The organism is Virgibacillus kimchii (assembly GCF_055379185.1).
The window spans coordinates 3,212,719-3,231,928 of the sequence record NZ_AP043951.1 but is presented as its reverse complement, the minus strand read 5'-3'; the positions used below and the strand labels follow the sequence as shown (position 1 = coordinate 3,231,928).

18 protein-coding genes are annotated in these 19,210 nt (G+C 41.6%); all 18 read right to left on the bottom strand.

What is annotated here, in order from left to right; all coding sequences use genetic code 11:
• Nucleotides 1-98 precede the first annotated feature (98 nt).
• Entirely contained in the window at nucleotides 99-3,620 is a 3,522-nt protein-coding gene (gene mfd / locus ACZ42C_RS15495; RefSeq protein WP_461183309.1) for a transcription-repair coupling factor, read from the bottom strand.
• A gap of 80 nt (nucleotides 3,621-3,700) precedes the next feature.
• Nucleotides 3,701-3,931 (bottom strand): anti-sigma-F factor Fin, encoded by a 231-nt coding sequence (locus ACZ42C_RS15490; RefSeq protein ID WP_461183310.1) that lies wholly within the window; start codon nucleotides 3,929-3,931, stop codon nucleotides 3,701-3,703.
• 243 nt (nucleotides 3,932-4,174) lie between these two features.
• The gene (gene pth / locus ACZ42C_RS15485; RefSeq protein WP_461183311.1) at nucleotides 4,175-4,735 is read right to left on the bottom strand and encodes an aminoacyl-tRNA hydrolase; all 561 of its coding nucleotides are present in this window, start codon (nucleotides 4,733-4,735) and stop codon (nucleotides 4,175-4,177) included.
• A gap of 81 nt (nucleotides 4,736-4,816) precedes the next feature.
• A complete protein-coding gene (locus tag ACZ42C_RS15480) occupies nucleotides 4,817-5,452 on the bottom strand; it encodes a 50S ribosomal protein L25/general stress protein Ctc (protein ID WP_461183312.1) in 636 nt (211 codons plus the stop codon).
• Nucleotides 5,453-5,586: 134 nt separating this feature from the next.
• A complete protein-coding gene (locus ACZ42C_RS15475; protein ID WP_461183313.1) occupies nucleotides 5,587-6,540 on the bottom strand; it encodes a ribose-phosphate diphosphokinase in 954 nt (317 codons plus the stop codon).
• A 15-nt stretch (nucleotides 6,541-6,555) separates the two neighbouring features.
• A complete protein-coding gene (gene glmU, locus ACZ42C_RS15470) occupies nucleotides 6,556-7,935 on the bottom strand; it encodes a bifunctional UDP-N-acetylglucosamine diphosphorylase/glucosamine-1-phosphate N-acetyltransferase GlmU (RefSeq protein WP_461183314.1) in 1,380 nt (459 codons plus the stop codon).
• Nucleotides 7,936-8,378: 443 nt separating this feature from the next.
• Nucleotides 8,379-8,666, bottom strand: coding sequence for a septation regulator SpoVG (spoVG, locus tag ACZ42C_RS15465; protein WP_164215601.1), 288 nt, complete (start codon nucleotides 8,664-8,666; stop codon nucleotides 8,379-8,381).
• 159 nt (nucleotides 8,667-8,825) lie between these two features.
• The gene (purR, locus tag ACZ42C_RS15460; protein ID WP_461183315.1) at nucleotides 8,826-9,638 is read right to left on the bottom strand and encodes a pur operon repressor; all 813 of its coding nucleotides are present in this window, start codon (nucleotides 9,636-9,638) and stop codon (nucleotides 8,826-8,828) included.
• 65 nt (nucleotides 9,639-9,703) lie between these two features.
• Nucleotides 9,704-10,555 (bottom strand): 4-(cytidine 5'-diphospho)-2-C-methyl-D-erythritol kinase, encoded by an 852-nt coding sequence (ispE, locus tag ACZ42C_RS15455; RefSeq protein ID WP_461183316.1) that lies wholly within the window; start codon nucleotides 10,553-10,555, stop codon nucleotides 9,704-9,706.
• 186 nt (nucleotides 10,556-10,741) lie between these two features.
• Nucleotides 10,742-10,924, bottom strand: a complete 183-nt coding sequence (locus tag ACZ42C_RS15450; protein ID WP_461183317.1) for a small, acid-soluble spore protein, alpha/beta type — start codon at nucleotides 10,922-10,924, stop codon at nucleotides 10,742-10,744.
• A 95-nt stretch (nucleotides 10,925-11,019) separates the two neighbouring features.
• Nucleotides 11,020-11,367, bottom strand: a complete 348-nt coding sequence (locus tag ACZ42C_RS15445; protein ID WP_461183318.1) for an SCP2 sterol-binding domain-containing protein — start codon at nucleotides 11,365-11,367, stop codon at nucleotides 11,020-11,022.
• 135 nt (nucleotides 11,368-11,502) lie between these two features.
• Entirely contained in the window at nucleotides 11,503-11,763 is a 261-nt protein-coding gene (veg, locus tag ACZ42C_RS15440; protein ID WP_461183319.1) for a biofilm formation stimulator Veg, read from the bottom strand.
• A gap of 229 nt (nucleotides 11,764-11,992) precedes the next feature.
• Nucleotides 11,993-12,868, bottom strand: a complete 876-nt coding sequence (gene yabG / locus ACZ42C_RS15435) for a sporulation peptidase YabG (protein ID WP_461183320.1) — start codon at nucleotides 12,866-12,868, stop codon at nucleotides 11,993-11,995.
• A 261-nt stretch (nucleotides 12,869-13,129) separates the two neighbouring features.
• Entirely contained in the window at nucleotides 13,130-14,011 is an 882-nt protein-coding gene (rsmA, locus tag ACZ42C_RS15430) for a 16S rRNA (adenine(1518)-N(6)/adenine(1519)-N(6))-dimethyltransferase RsmA (protein ID WP_461183321.1), read from the bottom strand.
• Nucleotides 14,001-14,573, bottom strand: a complete 573-nt coding sequence (rnmV, locus tag ACZ42C_RS15425) for a ribonuclease M5 (protein WP_461183322.1) — start codon at nucleotides 14,571-14,573, stop codon at nucleotides 14,001-14,003. Before rnmV ends, rsmA begins: the two co-directional genes overlap by 11 nt.
• A gap of 114 nt (nucleotides 14,574-14,687) precedes the next feature.
• Complete coding sequence (locus tag ACZ42C_RS15420; protein WP_461183323.1) at nucleotides 14,688-15,962, bottom strand: ubiquitin-like domain-containing protein; 1,275 nt, start codon at nucleotides 15,960-15,962, stop codon at nucleotides 14,688-14,690.
• A gap of 298 nt (nucleotides 15,963-16,260) precedes the next feature.
• Nucleotides 16,261-17,025: a TatD family hydrolase gene (locus ACZ42C_RS15415; RefSeq protein WP_461183324.1), complete on the bottom strand. Its 765-nt coding sequence runs from the start codon at nucleotides 17,023-17,025 to the stop codon at nucleotides 16,261-16,263.
• A 204-nt stretch (nucleotides 17,026-17,229) separates the two neighbouring features.
• The gene (metG, locus tag ACZ42C_RS15410) at nucleotides 17,230-19,179 is read right to left on the bottom strand and encodes a methionine--tRNA ligase (protein WP_461183325.1); all 1,950 of its coding nucleotides are present in this window, start codon (nucleotides 19,177-19,179) and stop codon (nucleotides 17,230-17,232) included.
• Nucleotides 19,180-19,210: the final 31 nt, after the last annotated feature.

The following is a 19,210-nucleotide window of genomic DNA, read 5'->3' as shown; positions in this document are numbered from 1 at the left end:
CACAAAAGATTGCGTTCTGCCAAATTTCCTAAGAAAAATCACCAGCTGTGGTTTTAGTATGAATCATCTTGGAAGAACTATACATTATTGCCTGATTTTTAAGCGCCTCTGTCTACATTTGCCAATTCATCAATAAATTGTTCTGTAATTTCATATCGTTTCGGCTTTGTTTTAATGGAGGATTTAAAAACAACTTTTAACTTATTGTTTTGCGTACCGAGCTGTACATCCCGGCCAAAGTTATTTGCCAGTTCGAACAGTTTGGAGCCGTCCACCTGCTGACTTCGGTTTTCCTCAATGAACATTTCAATTTTATTGCTTTTTTCCGAAATAGTTTCCACACGTTCCCTCTTGGCAAACATTTTTAGTGAGCTTACCGTAAATAAATTGTCCACTTCCTCAGGATAATCTCCGAAGCGATCGATCAGTTCATCCTTTAAGTCTGTTATATCTTCAGGAGAGTCAATGGCCTGAAACTGTTTATAAATATCGATTTTTTGCTTTTCATCTTTAATATAGGTATCCGGAATATAGGCATCCAATTTAAGGTTAAGTTCCGGTTCAAATGGTGTGGTGTCCTCCATTCCTTTTCCTTTTTTCCTGGAATCAATGGCATCCTTCAGCATCTGCGAATACATGTCAAACCCAACGGCGTCGATAAAACCATGCTGCTGGGCACCAAGAATATTCCCTGTTCCGCGGATGGATAAATCACGCATGGCAATCTTAAAACCGGAACCGAGCTCGGTAAATTCCTTAATCGCCTGCAGTCGCTTTTCTGCTACCTCGGTCAGCACTTTATCCTTTTGATAGGTAAAATACGCGTAAGCGACCCGATTGGAACGTCCGACACGGCCCCTGAGCTGATAAAGCTGACTTAATCCCATTCGGTCCGCATCATTGACAATCAGGGTATTTACATTCGGAATGTCCACGCCCGTTTCAATAATCGTCGTACTGACGAGGACATCATATTCTCCTTCCAAAAAGGAAAATATGACGTTTTCCAGTTCGGTTTCATTCATTTGTCCGTGCGCCACAGCAATCCTGGCATCGACAAGCGAACCAAGATCCCGGGCAATTCTATCAATATTCTCCACCCGGTTGTACAGGAAAAACACCTGGCCGCCCCGTGCCATTTCACGCTCGATCGCCTCTCTGATAAACACCGGATTCTGTTCCATCACATAGGTTTGAATTGGAAAGCGGTTTTCCGGCGGCGTTTCAATGACAGAGAGGTCACGTACACCAAGCATGGACATATGCAGTGTTCTAGGAATAGGGGTTGCAGTAAGTGTCAATACATCCACATTTGTTTTCATCTGTTTTATTTTTTCTTTGTGCTTTACACCAAACCGCTGCTCTTCATCAACGACAAGTAAGCCTAAATCTTTATATTCTATATCCTTCGATAAGAGGCGATGAGTGCCGACTACGATGTCCATCGTTCCTTTTTTCAGCCCCTCTATCGTTTCTTTTTGCTGTTTTTTTGTGCGGAACCGGCTTAACATGCCGATATTGATGGCATGATCCTGAAAGCGTTCACGGATTGTTTCAAAATGCTGCTGTGCCAAAATCGTTGTCGGAACCAAAAAGGCAACCTGTTTTCCATCAGCGATCGCTTTAAATGCAGCTCTTATGGCAACTTCTGTCTTACCGTAACCAACATCTCCGCAAAGCAGCCGATCCATCGGCCGCGGTTTTTCCATATCCCTTTTAATTTCTTCAATACAGCGCAATTGATCTTCTGTTTCCTGATATGGAAAGGAAGCTTCGAATTCCCGCTGCATTTCCGTATCCTCCGAAAAGGCATACCCTTCCCTTGCTTCCCGCTCGGCGTACAATTTAATTAAATCATCTGCTATATCCTCCACAGAAGATTGTACCTTGCGTTTTACCTTCGTCCACTCTGTTCCGCCCAATTTATGCAGTTTTGGCTCTTTGCCCTCGGATGCAACAAACTTTTGCACCTGGTCGATTTGATCTATTGGGACATACAGTTTATCATCACCGGAATATTTAATCAGCATATAGTCTTTATGCAGATCATTGACTTCCAGTGTCTCTATGCCAATATATTTACCTACACCATGGCTGGAATGAACGACATAATCCCCAATTTTGAGCTCCTGATAGCTTTTAATCCGCTCTGCATTGGAGATTTTCTGCTGCTTTCTCGGACGTTTCGTTCGTTTTTTGAACAGTTCATTTTCAGTAATAAGCACAAGCTTATGCATAGGAAATTCCAGCCCACTTGAAATGTTTCCTACAGTAATCGTCGGTATTTTTACAGGTAATTCCAGATTTTCTGCTACAACAGCTTCAATTTCATAATCGGCAAAGATAGATTGGATTTTTTCTGCCCGCTTTGCATTTGGTGCAAGTACAATGACAGAAAAATCCCCCTTATCCCACCTGGTTATCTCATTTTTCAATAAATTCATTTGTCCGTGAAATTCCTGCATCGTTCTTGTGGATAAATTGATAATGTTTTCCGGCTGCGTATTGGGAATATGCCGCAGGAAAACAGACAAATAAATGCGCTGGGCATCAATGTTGTTCCACACCGTCTCCCAGTCAAAAGAGAACTTGCTGTTCCTCACCATTTGATTGGATTCCAGTAAACTGCTGTACCATTCTCCTTCTTCCACATCCAGATTGGCTGCTGTTTCCTGAATACGGCTCATTTCATCCAAAATCATTAAACCGTCAGAGGGCAGGTAATCTAACAAACTAGCAGGATTCTCATAAAGAAATCCGATATACTTATACATTTCCTGAAAGTGTTCCAGATTTTTCAAACGTTCGATATCATGTTCAATAATTTCAATTAGTTTTTCCTTGGCCTCGTCTGATTTCATTTTCTTTAACGTCTGTCCGAGCGCGTTTTCCAGACGCTCTCCCCCGGATAAGATATCTTCTTTTGTCAGCAGCAGTTCAGTTGCAGGTCCTACCATTACTTCATCTAATTTATCCAGGGAGCGCTGGTTTTCTGCATCAAAATAGCGTATAGAGTCAATCTCTTCATCAAAGAGCTCTATACGTAACGGATGTTTTTCTGTAATTGGATAAATATCAATAATACCGCCGCGCAAACTGAATTCCCCTGGTTTGGTAACCATCGGAGCCCGTTCATATCCCATATCTACCAAATCAGCCAAATAACCCTCTACATCTATTTCCTCGCCTAGTTTAAATTCAAGCTGATATTTGCTCCAATAATCAGGCGGAGGGAGCATTCTTTTTAATGCTGCAACAGGTGCAATCAGAATACCTGACTTCCGATCAACCCACTTGCTTAAGGACTCAATCCGCTGGCTTCTCAGTTCCGGACTGGCAAAGGCTATTTCCGAAGCAATGAGTTCATTGACAGGGTATAAATGAACGGATTCCTCGTCCATAAATTCAGTTAAATCGTCATATAAATGCTGTGCCTGTACCAGTTGGTGGGTAACAAGCAGGATCGGTCTGTCCGCAGATTGCTGGATTAAAGACACAAGCAGACCTCTGGCAGACCCGGAAAGTCCGGCAACCAGCTGTTCTTCCATGCCGTCGGTAACACCATTTATAATAGCCTGGATGTCTTCTTTTGATTGTAAATATTGATGAATACCTTTCAATTTTCTTTACCTCCGCTTGCCGCGCTCCGTAAAGCGCAAAATGCTTTGGTCTGTGCCAAAGCTTTCTTTGTTCCGATATTTTATTGAATAAAATAATCTAGTTCATGATAATGCGGATGCTGACTTAGTGACTCTTCACAGCTTTCACAAATAGCCTGAATAAGCATATCGCCATTCTCCGCATAGTGAATCATATCTTCCTTTTCCTCTTTGGTTAATTGCTGTAAACCAAGTACCGAGGAATCAATCATCTTTTCTTCCAATTTCCCGATTTCCTGCCCGCAATGCCTGCATGTATAAACGATGGACATGCTATTTAAACCTCCTCGGATCACACGAATTAGTTCTGTTAAAAGTGTGTCCGAAAAGGGATGATCTTATACTGAAACACATCCTGGGCAAAGGACTAATTGCTTTGGCAATGTGGTATAAAAACACCACAGTTTTACAGTCCACCATGGTGTAATTACAGCTGAATTCACTGTACTATTAAGATTAATTATATTTTCGCATTGCTGAAAACATGCAGAAAAAGATGAATGTTAACCGCTGCATCAACGGTTAAATTCATTCATCACTTCAGCAAATGGTTTTGTAATCCACGCTTCACACGCATCTGCTGCCTGATTAATACTGGAAGCAACGCTTTCCTGCTCTGCTTTTGGAAATTTGCCCAGTACATAATTAATGACCGGCATCTGATCAGCCGGTCTGCCCACGCCGATCCGAATTCGCTTGAATTCCTTTGTCCCCAGATGATCTATGGTCGAACGTATACCATTATGTCCGCCATGACCGCCTTTTTGGCGCAGCCTTATTTTTCCGGTAGGCAAATCCAGGTCATCATAAATAACAATCAGGTTATCCAAATCAATATCAAAATAATTCATCAATGGCCGGATGGCTTCTCCGGAAAGGTTCATATAAGTTTGTGGCTGCAATAATATTACTTTTTCTCCATCCAGCATTTCCATAGCATATTTTCCATTAAACTTCGATTGATTCAGCTTCCAATTATGGCGCTTTCGTAATTCCTCAATCACCATAAAACCGACATTATGTCTTGTTTCTTTGTATTTTCTGCCGGGATTACCCAGCCCTACGATACATTTCATATTTTTCTTCCTTTTTCAATAATGAAGGAATACACTGCCTTTTTCTTTGAATAAAAAGAAAAAGGCAGTGTATCGTTTGTCTTATTTGTCTTCTTCTGTTTCTTCCTCTGCACCAACCAATTCCGGCTCCTGATTTTCATCTGCCGACTCTTCAATATCGTCCACTGTATCCGGTGCTAAAATAGTGGCAATGGTTGTTTCCGGCTCGTCGAGCACTTCATAATTGTCTGCAGTTTCAAGATCAGCAACGGTAATACTGTCCCCAACTTTTAATTCGGAAATATTTACAGCGATCTCTTCAGGGATTTCACGTGGCTTAGCCCGTACCTGCAATACATACAATGGCTGCTGCAGGACACCGCCGTCACGCACACCTTCAGCTTCACCATCCAGTCTCAGGGAAACTTCCACATCCATCTCCTCAGACATATCAACAATATAAAAGTCTGCATGAATCAGTTCTTCTTTAATTGGGTCCATTTGATAATCATGCAACATAACGTCTACTGGTTTTTCACCTTCAATATTAAGGGAAATAATAGCATTTCTGCCCTCGTCACGAACGGTTTTCACTAGTTCAATGCTATCCAGGGAGATCGTTTTCGGTTCTTTATCTTTCCCGTAAAGTACTGCAGGCAAACGCCCTTTATTTCTTGCTTCTTTTGTTGCTGATTTCGTTAAATCTTCTCTTATTTCGGCTTTTAAATTTACTGCCATATTTATCATCCTCCAAAGATTATATCTTTATATAACATTTTAATTTAATATTTTTGAAAACCGTTTTTCACTAAATATACAATCAAAAAATATACACATCAATTTTTCCCGTTTTTGCCTGTTTATAAACGATACTAGTCAAACAGAATGCTGACGGATTGCAGTTCGTGTACGCGGACAATCGCTTCCCCAATCAACGGTGCTACAGATAATGGGGTAATCTTTTCGATTTTCTTGTCCTCCGCAAGCGGAATCGAATTGGTAATGACAAGTTCCTTTATTTTTGATTCATTAATTCGGTCAAGTGCGGGTCCGGAAAGAACAGGATGTGTACAGCAAGCATACACTTCTTTCGCCCCGTTTTCCACTAATGCATTTGCAGCGAGGGAGATTGTACCCGCTGTATCAATAATATCATCAATAAGAATAGCTGTTTTGCCTTCAATATTACCTACAATATTCATAACCTCCGCCACGTTTGGCTCCGGGCGGCGCTTATCAATAATACCGATGGGCGCACTCAGACGATCCGCCATTTTCCTTGCTCTGGTCACCCCGCCATGATCCGGGGAAACAACAATAACGTCATCCAGCGCTTTTGCTTCAAAATAATCGGACAGAATTGGCACACCCTGAAGGTGGTCAATAGGAACATTAAAGAATCCCTGGATTTGCGGAGCATGCAAATCAAGCGTAATTACTCTGCTCGCTCCTGCTGTCTCAAGCAGGTCCGCAACCAACTTGGCGGTAATCGGTTCACGTGATCGCGCTTTTCTATCTTGTCTGGCATAACCGTAGTATGGCATAACAATATTGATGGATCTCGCCGACGCCCGTTTTAACGCATCAATCATGATCAATAATTCCATAATATGCTCATTAACCGGAGAGCAAGTTGATTGAACCACATAAACATCACAGCCTCGAACACTTTCTTCGATGTTGATTTGGATTTCCCCGTCACTGAACCGCTTTACGCTGCACTCACCGAGGTTTGTACCAATATGTTTTGCAATGTCCTCTGCCAATTCCCGATTAGAATTTAATGTGAATACTTTTAATGATAAATCTTTATACGTGGATGCCATGAAAAGAACCCTCCGTTAATGTTTTTTTCTATTTTTTAGTTTTGTTACGTATCCTTCTTTATTAGATTGTCTTGCTCTTGCTACAGCCAGGGCGTCTTCCGGTACATTCTTCGTAATCGTAGATCCCGCGGCTATATAGGATCCCTCTCCTACGGTGACGGGTGCAATCAGGTTTGAATTGCATCCGATAAATGCATCATCTTCAATGGTGGTTACATGCTTTTTGGTTCCATCATAGTTTACTGTTATTGTACCACAACCGATGTTTACATTGCTTCCCACATCTGCGTCACCCATATAGCTTAAATGGGAAACTTTGCTTCCTTCTCCAAGCTTTGTTTTCTTTACTTCTACGAAATTTCCGACTTTAGCCTGATCGCTGATGAGGGATTCCGGGCGGATGTGTGCATAGGGACCGATATTTACCCTTTTTCCAATTTTACTGTCTTTGGCCACACTTTGCCTGATCGTAGATTCTTCCCCGACATGACAGTTGGTAATTTCGCTGTTCGGCCCGATCTCAGCATCTGCTTCAATGACGGAATCTCCCTTTATGATCGTCCCCGGATGAATAACGGCATCCGCTGCAATTTTTACACCTGGATGGATATACGTATGGTCGGGATCGATAATGCTGACACCATTTCTCAGATGTTTTTCATTGATTCTCCGCTTTAGCAACTTTTCGGCTTCAGCCAGTGCCACCCGGTCATTGATGCCTATTGTTTCATTAAAATCATGAGTTAAATAGGCACTTACTTTTTCTGATTGTCTGCGCATGATTCCGATCACATCAGGCAAATAATATTCTCCCTGTACATTGTCATTGGACACATCCTGCAGTGCCTCGAACAGCGCCTTATTATCAAAACAATATGTACCTGTATTAATTTCATCAATGGAGCGTTCCTCTTCACTGGCATCTTTATGTTCCACAATACGTTCAACTTCATTTTCCTTATTGCGTACAACCCTGCCATACCCTGTCGGATCAGGCGCTTTTGCCGTCAGCACAGTGGCCTTTGCATTTGTCTTTTCGTGATGGTCAAATAGCTGCTGATACGTTTCACCTGTTATTAGCGGTGTATCCCCGCATACGACAATGGTAGTACCTTCTTTATCTTTAAGCAGCTGCTCCGCCTGGAGTACAGCGTGACCCGTTCCCAGCTGTTCTTTCTGCACCACAAATTCACTTTCATTTCCAATACGTTCTTCCACTTTCTCAGCGCCAAAACCAACGATCGTCACCAACTTATCCAATTGAACCGTTTTCACCTGGTCAATAACGTGCTGTACCATTGGTCGATCCATGACCGGATGAAGCACTTTATACAACTTTGACTTCATTCTGGTCCCTTTTCCTGCTGCTAAAATGACAGCATATCGTTTTGCCATATGGAAACCTCCATTATTTCTTTTTACCCATTACTAATTTATCCTAAAAAGCTGCTTATTTCAAGGTGAAAGACCGGTGTTGAAACATGGGGGGAAGGTTCTTTTGCTGCGTTGAGGCTTTATTGCCAAATTGTAATGGCGAATTGTAATTTACTGTCAATATATCTCTGCAACTCCACTCCCGAAAAGCTACGTACAAACTTTTCTTAAGTGCAGGAACGCGCAGTGGAAAGCAGCGCTTGTTCAGTTTATACGAAAGAAACATTAAACAGCCCGGCTGCTACCAGCGGACTTTACAAGAAGATATTTTGTTATATCAGAGGGAAAAACACAACATGTTTTTTTCAGTTGGAGAGGGTGACGGCCATAAATCGGCCGCCACGGTAATAAAAAAAGAAGGCTAACCTGTTGCAGATTAGACCTCTAGTTGTGTACATTCATTTTTAAGAAGCGCCTGCTTCTTCGTATTCCATTTCTTCTCCAACCCGTCGAAATTCTCCCAGCACGGCTTCCTGTATTTTAGCACGTGTGCCGGAATTAATTGGGTGTGCAATATCCCTGAACTCTCCATCCGGAGTCCGTTTGGATGGCATTGCAACAAAAAGTCCGTTATTCCCGTCAATCACGCGTATATCATGGACCACAAATTCTTCATCTAACGTGATTGAAGCTATTGCACGCATTCTCCCATCTGTATTTACGCGGCGTAATCGAACGTCAGTTACTTCCATGATGTTTCACCACCCTTTCCCTTTTGCTTACTAAACTAGTTCAACAAAAGTTTTAAAAATCCTGCTACAAAATTAAAAAAAATAAAAATTTACTAATTTACAGCAGAAAAAGTGGTGAAAATCCAAAATTATTACCATTGCATAGAACTAATTTGTGTTTCAACTCAAAATATTTCCGGGCTGCACATAAATACTTTTTCCTTTACTGTCTACATTGGTAATCTTTACTAAGGAAGTGTATTCATCCACGACCCGCTCTTCCTCTTCATCATCTGCTTCAGCCAAAACACCAATTGCTTCTACATTTGCCTCGAACTCTCCAAGAAGATTTATCATTCCTGTGATCGTCCCGCCTGCTTTCATAAAATCATCAATAATACAGACATTGGCCCCTTCCTGTAAACTTCGCTTCGGCAATACCATTGTCTGGATTTTTCGGGAAGATCCGGAAACATAATTAATACTGACTGAAGATCCCTCTGTAACTTTTGGGTCTCTTCTCACTATAACGACAGGTACGTTCAGAAATTGTGCGGTTGCATAGGCAAGCGGAATGCCTTTCGTAGCAACCGTTACTACCACATCAATATCTTTTTCGGAAAAAGCAGAAGCAAAAACACGTCCAATTTCCCTTACCATTTTCGAGTCACCAAGCAAATCACTCATATATAAATAACCGCCGGGAAGAATACGTTCTACATCCTCCAATTTTTTACAAAGCTTTTCAATGAAAGATACATTTACCGCTTCTGCGTTTTCCGGAATAAATTTCACACCGCCTGCTGCACCTGTTGTTCTGTTCAAATATCCAAGGCCCTCGTTTTGAAAAACTTGATGAATAATATCCAGATCCTCACTGACCGAGGCTTTGGTCGTATCTAACCGGTCTACAAAATAAGGCAGCTGCGTATGCTTTCTTGGGTTCTCAAGAAAATAATTTGTCAGTATGACCAATCGATTGCTTCTTTTCATTTCTGCACCTCAAAACCGAATAATTTTATATCAATATACCATTAATATATGTTTTTTGGCAACAGTTACCCAATTAATCGGACATAATAAACTTCTTCACAAAATCCTTTCATACTGTTATAAATCCGCTGCGCTTTACTTTCATGCTTCACCAGGCCATATACTGTCGGGCCACTGCCGCTCATCAATACACCTTCCGCCCCGTATTGTGCCATTTTATTTTTAATTCGCTTTACTTCCGGATATACACTGCACGTCACTTCTTCCAGCGCATTACCAATGGAATGACATAGCTTGGGATAATTATTTTCATGCAATGCGTCAATTACTTTTTCCGTATCGGGATGAATCAGTTTTTCAAGTTGGATCTGTTCAAAAATCGTGCCCGAGGAAACACCGATGTCCGGCTTTGCCAATACGACCCAGCAGGATGGCGGCGCAGGCAGTTTATGAACGATTTCTCCTCGTCCTGTAGCTATACCTGTATGTCCATAAACACAAAAAGGTACATCAGATCCCAGCTGTGCCCCCAACTCTGCGAGTTCCTCCACCGGAATATGCAAAGACCATAACTTGTTTAAACCACGCAGTACTGCTGCTGCATCAGCGCTTCCCCCTCCAAGGCCCGCGGAAACCGGAATGCTCTTTTCAATCCGAATATGGATGCCTTTTGTAATGCCATAAACCTCCTTAAAGAGCCTGGCTGCTTTATAAGCCAAATTTCGCTCATCGTTCGGCACAAACCTGCTCTCCAGGGAAATATCAATTTTATTATCATCCAGCTCATGGATAGAGAGCCGGTCCGAAAGGTCTATCGTTGTCATTACCATTTCCACATTATGATAACCATCATCCCGTTTACTGATGACGTCCAGTGATAAATTTAATTTGGCAGGTGCTTTTTCAAATATAATCATTCTCTTCACCTTCTTTTATCCGGAAATGTGCGAGAGTCTAATACCAAAGATACACAAATTGTAACACAATTGAACTTCATGTGCTCAGCGAAACAGCAGACGATTCCCCTTTTGTACTGAGCAGAGTTCTCAATTTACAGAAGCAGAAGAAACATACAATGTATTAAAGGGGAAAAGGCAAACCCCTTAGGATTTGCCTTTTTGCCCTGCATTTTGTTCTGCCATTTCGATGGCGCGTTTAACCATGTTTCCGGCATCACGTGATTTTATGCCGCCCCAGCCTTCCTGCTGCACTGTGTCGTAAAATCCTAACTCCTTGGCGATTTCCTCTTTCAAATGGTCTGACATAACTCCTTTACGCCTAGCCATGAAAGAACTACCCCTTTCTGAATGGAATTCCTACGACATTTATAGTTTATGCAGCTGCTCCCGTTTCACACGAGTTATATGTATACAAAAAAGGTTTATTTTGCAAAATCGTATTGCTTCAGCATATTTTCCAGTTTTAATGCGAGACCAATATTTCCGACCACCTTCAGCTTCCCCGTCATAAAAGCTGTCGTACTGTTTAAATCCCCCTGCAGGAACTTCCTGAAATGTTTCTCTTTCATTTTAAGGGTACAATCCGCTTCAGCTTCTGCATCTTTATGCACGGAAGCTGTACCTTCCACTATGTTCAATTGATAAGTTCCTTCCTCTACATCCGTTAACTCAAATTGATATACAGCATTCACTTCCGCATAAGGTGCTTTATTTTCCTCCAATACCACTTCAATATCTGACCAGATTTGTTCCACACTTTTATTTTCCATTTCGCATCCCCCGATAAATGAATATTCAGTTATTTTTGTGAAGTTTAGCTCGATCAAAGTCTGCTTCATGTACTCTTTTCGGATATCTAAGCCCTACTACAAACAGAAACAGTAAACAATGGAGATGTTTACTGTTTAAAGATGGGTTGCTATTGTTCCTTGATCCGAAAAGCTTAACTCAACCGTTTCTGTCAGTATGTCTGCATAGCTGTAAGAAACCCGTTCAAAAGCATTCTCTTCCTGATCAAGTTCAACGATAAACACGGAAGGATAGGTTTCCGCCAGTACACCTGACCGCTCGATCGTTTTCCTTCTGCCGCCATTGGCTTTCAGCTTTAACCGCTGGCCAACGTGCCCTTCAAGTCCTTGCTTAATTTCGCTTAACGTCTTAGCCACTACACTCCACCTCACTTCTCTAAGTGTATCATACGCTTGTATTAAAGTCAAATAAAACAATATATTATAACAGGGTTGCATTTTTCATGTCAACCATTTATTTTGTCTATTTACCGTATTATTTGTAAATGTTAACAAATTATGTACTAAAATTAAAAAAATATAGGATTCGTAATAAAAAACTAAATTATTGGAGACAATCAGATAAGAAAGCAAGAAGCTTTCTTATCTATATGTTTAAATTGGAATCATCTTTTAAATATGGCATACCAGTACGAAGCAGACCTCTTGTTTCAACTCCACCCATGCCTTTATCACCGGTAAGTGTATTTCTGAGCGCATCCCTGACCCCAACCTTATCCATGAAAGAAGTATAGGCAATCTTTGCAGCAATATAAACAGGGTCCAGCGCATGTATATTAATTCTTAAGGGAGAACTGGCAAAATTTGCTCCGGCTCGTATAAGGTGTTCAAAGTGTGATTGGCATGCACCTGCAAAAATAATTAACTGATCAAGATCAGGATTTATTTTTCTTGCTTCCCTTACTGTTTCAGCAAAATACCGGGAATGTCTGTATGCCCGTAAATCACCCTTCTCCCCCTTGTTTTTGGAAAAAGCATCGTGTCCTGTAATTACTATAATATCCGGTTGTATTTTCGTAATTAATTCACCGATTTTTACAGGCATTTCTTTTTCATTGAGGTGTACGCCATGTACCTGAAGTCCTACACGCTTATAAAGTTCAATGCATTTTTTCAAGTACATTTGATCTCCATCGAGATGCAATACTTTTGCAGGCAACTGAAAATACTGTGCCTCATAATAATAGCCGTCGGTTGACTGATATTCCCTTTTTTCTTTCATTAATTGGTAATCCTGACGAAATAAACGGTAGGAAAACTCCTCCCGTTCCTTGCCTTTTTTCCTTCTTTTTTCAAGATCGCGGGACTTCACCAGAACAATATCATCAGTTGGCGCATCTGCTTCCAGCCGGATGTCCTCCCCAAACAATTGAACTATACCTTCTTTGATGGAGCCAATCCGAAAAAGCAAGTCATAGCCATATGAAATTCGTGTTACCAAATCACCTTTCGTAAACCGCATACATTCACCTCACCGCTTTCCAAATTGAAAGAAAGCATTTCTTGTATAGACTATGAGGATAAACGCCCGGCTGTGCGGGGAAAAGAATAACATTGTAAACATGTTGCGGAAACCGTTTCTGCTGTGCAGGCGAGAGGATAATCATAGGGGTTTTTATAGAAAATAGTCTTATGATCAACACAAAAAAACGGGTCCTTTACCATTTCAGGTAAAGGACCCGCTAAGCCGCAATCGGAAGAAAACTCCACAGCAACACTGTTTTTATTCTTCCAATAAATAAAATGTATTGGCCAATTGGGCGAATTCTTCAATACTCAATGATTCCCCTCTGCGCGTTCCATCGATTCCGCTTTTTTCGATTAGCCCGGCAATCTCTGCCTTTTCATATCTGTCTTTAAAATGACTGGATAAATTATTTCTGAGTGTTTTTCGCCGCTGTGCAAAGCTTGCCTGCACCAGCCTGAAGAAAAGATCCTCATCTTCCACATAAACCGGCGGGGTTTTTCTTCTTGTCAGCTTCAACACGCTGGAATCCACATTAGGTTCCGGCATAAACACGCTTTTCGGTACATTCATCACGATTTTTGCTTCCGTGTAATACTGAACCGCAATCGTCAAAGAGCCGTAGCTTTTACTGTTTGGCTGTGCCGCCATCCGCTCCGCCACTTCCTTTTGAATCATCACCGTAAAGCTGTCCACGGGCAGGTCTTCCCGAAGCAGCTTTATTAAAATGGGTGTAGTAATATAATAAGGCAGATTTGCCACCACATGCAGCGGCTGTCCTTCCTGAAAATAATCCTTTATTACTTTTCCGACATCCGCCTTTAATATATCCTGATGAATAATGGAAACATTGGTATACACCTTTAGTGTATCCTCCAATACAGGCAGCAAACGCCCGTCAATTTCAAAGGCAACTACTTTTTCCGCATGGATAGCCAGCTGTTCTGTCAGCGCACCGATTCCCGGCCCCACTTCGATTACACCTGAAGATCCATCAATTCCGGCTTGTCTGATTATATTTTTTAATATATTGGCATCAACCAGGAAGTTTTGCCCCAGGCTTTTCTTAAAGGAAAACCGGTATTTTTTTAATATTTCCTTTGTATAGCTTGGTGTTGCGATAAATTTATCAACTGTCATTGTTCTCCTCCTGCAAAACCTGTGTCATGGCTGCCTCAAACTGCTTCTTCGTAATCCGGAACATCGCTAAACGTTTTAAAAGCTGTTTCCCATTCGTGTGGCCAATCTGCAAATGCTTGCCGAGTATTTCCCTGCGTTTGGCTGCTCCCGGACCGCCGATTAGTCCATAAGATAATAAGTCCTCTTTTTGCAATTCACTTTCCATTCCTTCTTCCATTAATTCATACACCGATCCCAGGGCATCCCTTATATCCTCCGTTGTGGCATGTTCAATACCAAGGCTTTTGGTTGCCGAATGCCTGTCCATCGCCTTTTCCCTTGGCAAAAATGCATGTTTGCAGCCAGGAACCGCTTCATCAACAATATGCCGGATTCTTTCACCTGGATAGTCGGGATCCGTAAAAATAATTACACCACGCTTATCTTTCGCATGTTTTATTCTTTTTAGTATTTCCTTATTTACTGCGGAGCCATTTGTTTCTATCGTATCGGCATCCAGAGCCTGTTGAATTTTCGCTGTATCATCTTTTCCTTCGACAACAATGATTTCTTTGATTTTCAATGTACTTCCTCTTTCTGTACCGTTTTTATCCGATGACTTGCATATAACTTTTATAACAGATCCTAAATCATAAATAAATGCTCTTACCATTTTACCATGATAAGAGCATTTTCATTAATCAAGAACTTTTACTTTTACTGTTCTTCTTCCCCAGCTGTTTGCATCGGACCGGGTAGGAACATGCACATCTATTTTATTTCCAACAATGCTGCCGCCTGTATCTCCGGCAACCGCTTCACCATATCCTTCCACCCAAACCCTTGAGCCGAGTGGGATCACATTTGGATCTACTGCTACCACTTTCTTATTTGGGTTTGCATTCAGGTCTATTCCTGTAGAAGTGAACCCTGAGCACCCGTTGCAATTTGCGGTATAGGCAGTAGAGGACATCGTAAACTCTTTCGATGACGATGGTTCACTTGATACTGTACTGTTGGATGAATCCGAATTACTTGAAGATGATTCGTTACTTTCGGATTTCGGTTCTTCACTGGAAAGCGTAACCACATTTTGTTCCGGTTCCGGCTCCTTTGTACCTATGGCCACCACCTTGTTCCTGCTTTCCTTTACTACTTTTTCATCCACCAGCTGTTTATCCACTTCTTCTCCATTTTCAAATATAATTTCATATATCTTCTTTATTTTTCCTTCTTCACCCTGGGAGATTACCTTTTCCTCTCCCTTTAACAGGGAACTGTCATTTCGTTTTTCTGTGTCAAACGCCACTGTTTCGGTTACTTCTTCTTTATCTTTATCTATTCGTACAATTTCAATGTTCATACCCGCTGTAAGTACGGATCCTGTTGAAAAATTGATTTTGTCATTACTGTCCGGATCAAATGCAATATCTTCATTTTCCAGCAATTCCTCCACCGATCCACCTGTAGTCAAGACATTTTTCTCTTCTCCGCCATCGCTTATGGCAACCTCAAATGCCTCTGTTACTTCAATATGTAGTCCGTCCTTGATAAGATCGGTTGATTGATGGGATACATCATCCTGGTCTGCAAAGCTTAAATCTTTTTCATTAAAAAATGCTTCTACTGTATCTGCCGTTGTATAAAACAGGTTTTCTTCACCATTTAAGGTTACGATAATTTCTTTTGCAGTTTGGTAGTCAATTTCCATATTATTTTCGATGGCATCGTCCAGTTCATGAGACAGTTCATCATGCTGGCCAACAGTAATCCCTACCTCATCCAGCACCTCTGCCACCGTACTCTTATGCGTATCTATGGTGTGTTCTTTATCGTTATCGATAATAACTACTTCCGCTTTGGTTGCTTCAAATAATAGGAAACCTGAAAATACGACAAGTGCCAGAATTCCCGCACCCGACATTACCAGCTTCAATGCAGACGCCGGCATTAGCTTTGAAATGAATCGCATGCTATTGCCTCCTTTGAATTGCATATTAGATTATATTAACAGTTATATGCTAAGTCAAAGGAATTCCGTTTACGGTTGGTTTACAATTCCTTTACAACAGAACAGGCTTTTTACGTTTTTCCTTCTAAAAAATGCGGGACCCCTTGGCATTATTCGAATTACGCTTGTAACACTTTTGAAAAATAAAGCAGACTTGCCCTTGGGCAAGTCTAAGAAAAGAAGCTAATAACTTAATATTACATCCTGCTTTTTTCTATTTTTTTACAGATTATTGAAGGGTAATGATCAATTCATCATGTTATATGCCAAAGAATTGACGTGCATTTTTTGTCGTTATTTCGCTGATTTCCTCCAATGTCATTTCTCTTAATTCGGCAATCTTCTCTGCTACCAATGTTACGTAGGCAGGTTCATTCCGTTTACCGCGGTAAGGATGTGGTGCAAGAAATGGAGCGTCTGTTTCCACCAACAGCTTGTCCAGAGGCACTTCTTTAGCTACTTCCTTTGGCAATGTTGCATTTTTAAAGGTGACGGGACCGCCGAGGGAAATATAAAAATTCATATCCAGGCAGGCCTGTACATAATCCACAGAATCATTATAGCAATGCATAATGCCTCCTATTGTTTTGGCATCCTCTTCCTGCAATATTTCAATAATATCTTCTGTTGCATTCCTGTTATGAATAATGATTGGCATATTTACCTTTTTGGCGAGTCGGATTTGTTTGCGGAATACTTCTTTTTGCACATCCTTTGGCGATTTATCCCAGTGATAATCAAGCCCCATTTCCCCAATTGCCACTACCTTGGGATGAGCAGATAATTCCTCTATCCAATCCAGTTCTTTATCTGTCATGTCGATGGCATCAACCGGATGCCAGCCGACTGCTGCATAAATGGTTTCATATTGTTCAGCAATTTCGATGGCCAAAGGGATCGTTTCGGCATCAAAGCCTACCACGGTCATATATTTTACACCGGCCTCAAATGCGCGCTGGATGGTTTCATCCCGATCTTCAAAAAATTGTCTTGCGTTTAAATGGACATGTGTATCAAAAAGCATATGTATGGCTCCTTTGTTTAAAGCTTTCTTACCTTATATTCATCATCTATGTTTGCCGTCTTTCCTGTGTACTACGCTTATATAAGTCTTACTTCTATATTCATTATTAATTGATTTTATATTTTCAGCTACCAGTCATTTAGGTTAACCTTATTGAAAAAGGCCAAGCTCACAAGAGTTTGACCTTTTTCAAGTAAAAATTGCTTATTTAACGATGGAACCGTTTGGCAGATCTCCTGCCACGGATGCAAGAGCAAGGTTTCCATTCTCGTCCTCACCGGAGAGTACCATGCCTTCTGAAAGCTCCCCGCGCAATTTCACCGGTTTTAAGTTGGTTACACATATCACTTTCTGACCGATAAGTTCTTCCGGTTTATAGTATTCGGCAATGCCGGAAATGACCTGACGCTTGCCTGAACCAACATCAAGCTGGAGGCGCAGCAGTTTATCGGCGTTTTTCATTTTTTCCGCATGCAGCACTTCAGCTACCCGCAAGTCCAGCTTCATAAAGTCCTCAAAAGCAATTTCGGCTTTCTTGCTGTCGCTTTTCTTTTTCTTTGGTTCCTCGGCTGGCTTTTTCATCATATTTTTAATGGTTTCCACTTCTTTTTCCACGTCCAGACGCGGGAATAGCGGCTTCCCTTTTTGTACTTTGGTACCAGCTGGGATCTTTCCGTCATCATAAACACTGTCCCATTGCTGCAATGCTTCGTCTGTAATATTCAGCTGACGGAAAATTTCCGCCGGTGTATCTGTCAGAAATGGCTGCAGCATCACAGCTGCTTTCCGCAGCGATTCCGCCAGATGAGCCATTACATTGCCGAGACGTGCTTTGCTTTCCTCATCCTTGGCCAAGATCCATGGCTCTGTTTCATCGATAAATTTGTTCGTCCGGCTGATCATTTGCCATAAAGAAGATAAGGCAACAGAGAACTGCATGTTTTCCATTGCTTCTTCAACTTTGTCAATCGTTGCTTTTCCGAATGCTTCCAGTGATTCATCTGTTTCTGTTTCAGAAGCTTTATATGCTGGAATTTCCCCGTCAAAGTATTTATTGATCATGGCAACCGTACGATTTAATAAATTCCCCAGATCATTGGCGAGATCATAATTAGTGCGCTCAACAAACCCTTCCGGTGTGAACACACCATCCGAACCAAATGGCACTTCCCGGAGTAAGTAGTAGCGCAGTGCATCGAGACCATACCGGTCTGTCAGACTTACCGGATCAACAACATTTCCTTTGGACTTGGACATTTTTCCGTCTTTCATTAATATCCAGCCGTGGGCAAATACCTTTTTCGGCAGTGGCAGATCCAGGGCCATCAGCATAATTGGCCAGTAGATCGTATGGAAACGGACAATTTCCTTACTCATTAAATGAACATCCGCAGGCCAGAACTTTTGAAACTTCGCATCATCATCCGAACCATAGCCCAGTGCTGTAATATAATTTGTCAGCGCATCAATCCAGACATATATCACATGCTTCGGATTGCCCGGCACTTTAATCCCCCAATCGAAAGTAGTACGGGATACAGCCAGGTCTTCCAGCCCGGGTTTAATGAAGTTGTTCAGCATTTCGTTCTTTCTGCTTTCCGGCTGGATAAATTCGGGGTTGTCTTCGTAATATTGTACAAGCCGGTCCACATATTTACTCATTTTAAAGAAATAGGATTCCTCTTTTACCTGTTCGACAGGACCGCCACAGTCCGGGCAACGACCATCCTCCAGCTGGCGTTCGGTGAAAAAAGATTCACAGGATGTACAATACGAACCTTCATACTCATCCAGGTAAATATCCCCTTGCTTGACAAGCTGATCGAATATTTTTTCCACTACCTTTTTATGGCGCTCTTCCGTTGTACGGATAAAATCATCGTTGGATATCTTCAGCTTTTTCCACAACTTTTGAATATCGGCAACAATATCATCCACATAATCCTGTGGGGCCATCCCTTGTTCCTTTGCCTTCTTCTGGATTTTTTGGCCATGTTCATCCGTTCCTGTCAAATACATAACCTCATATCCACGCATCCGCTTATACCTGGCAATAGCATCTCCTGCTACCGTCGAATAAGCATGTCCAATATGCAAATTACCACTAGGGTAATAAATTGGCGTCGTAATATAAAAAGTCTTCTGTTCCGTCATCAATAAAACCTCCTGCCTATCTCAGCACGCC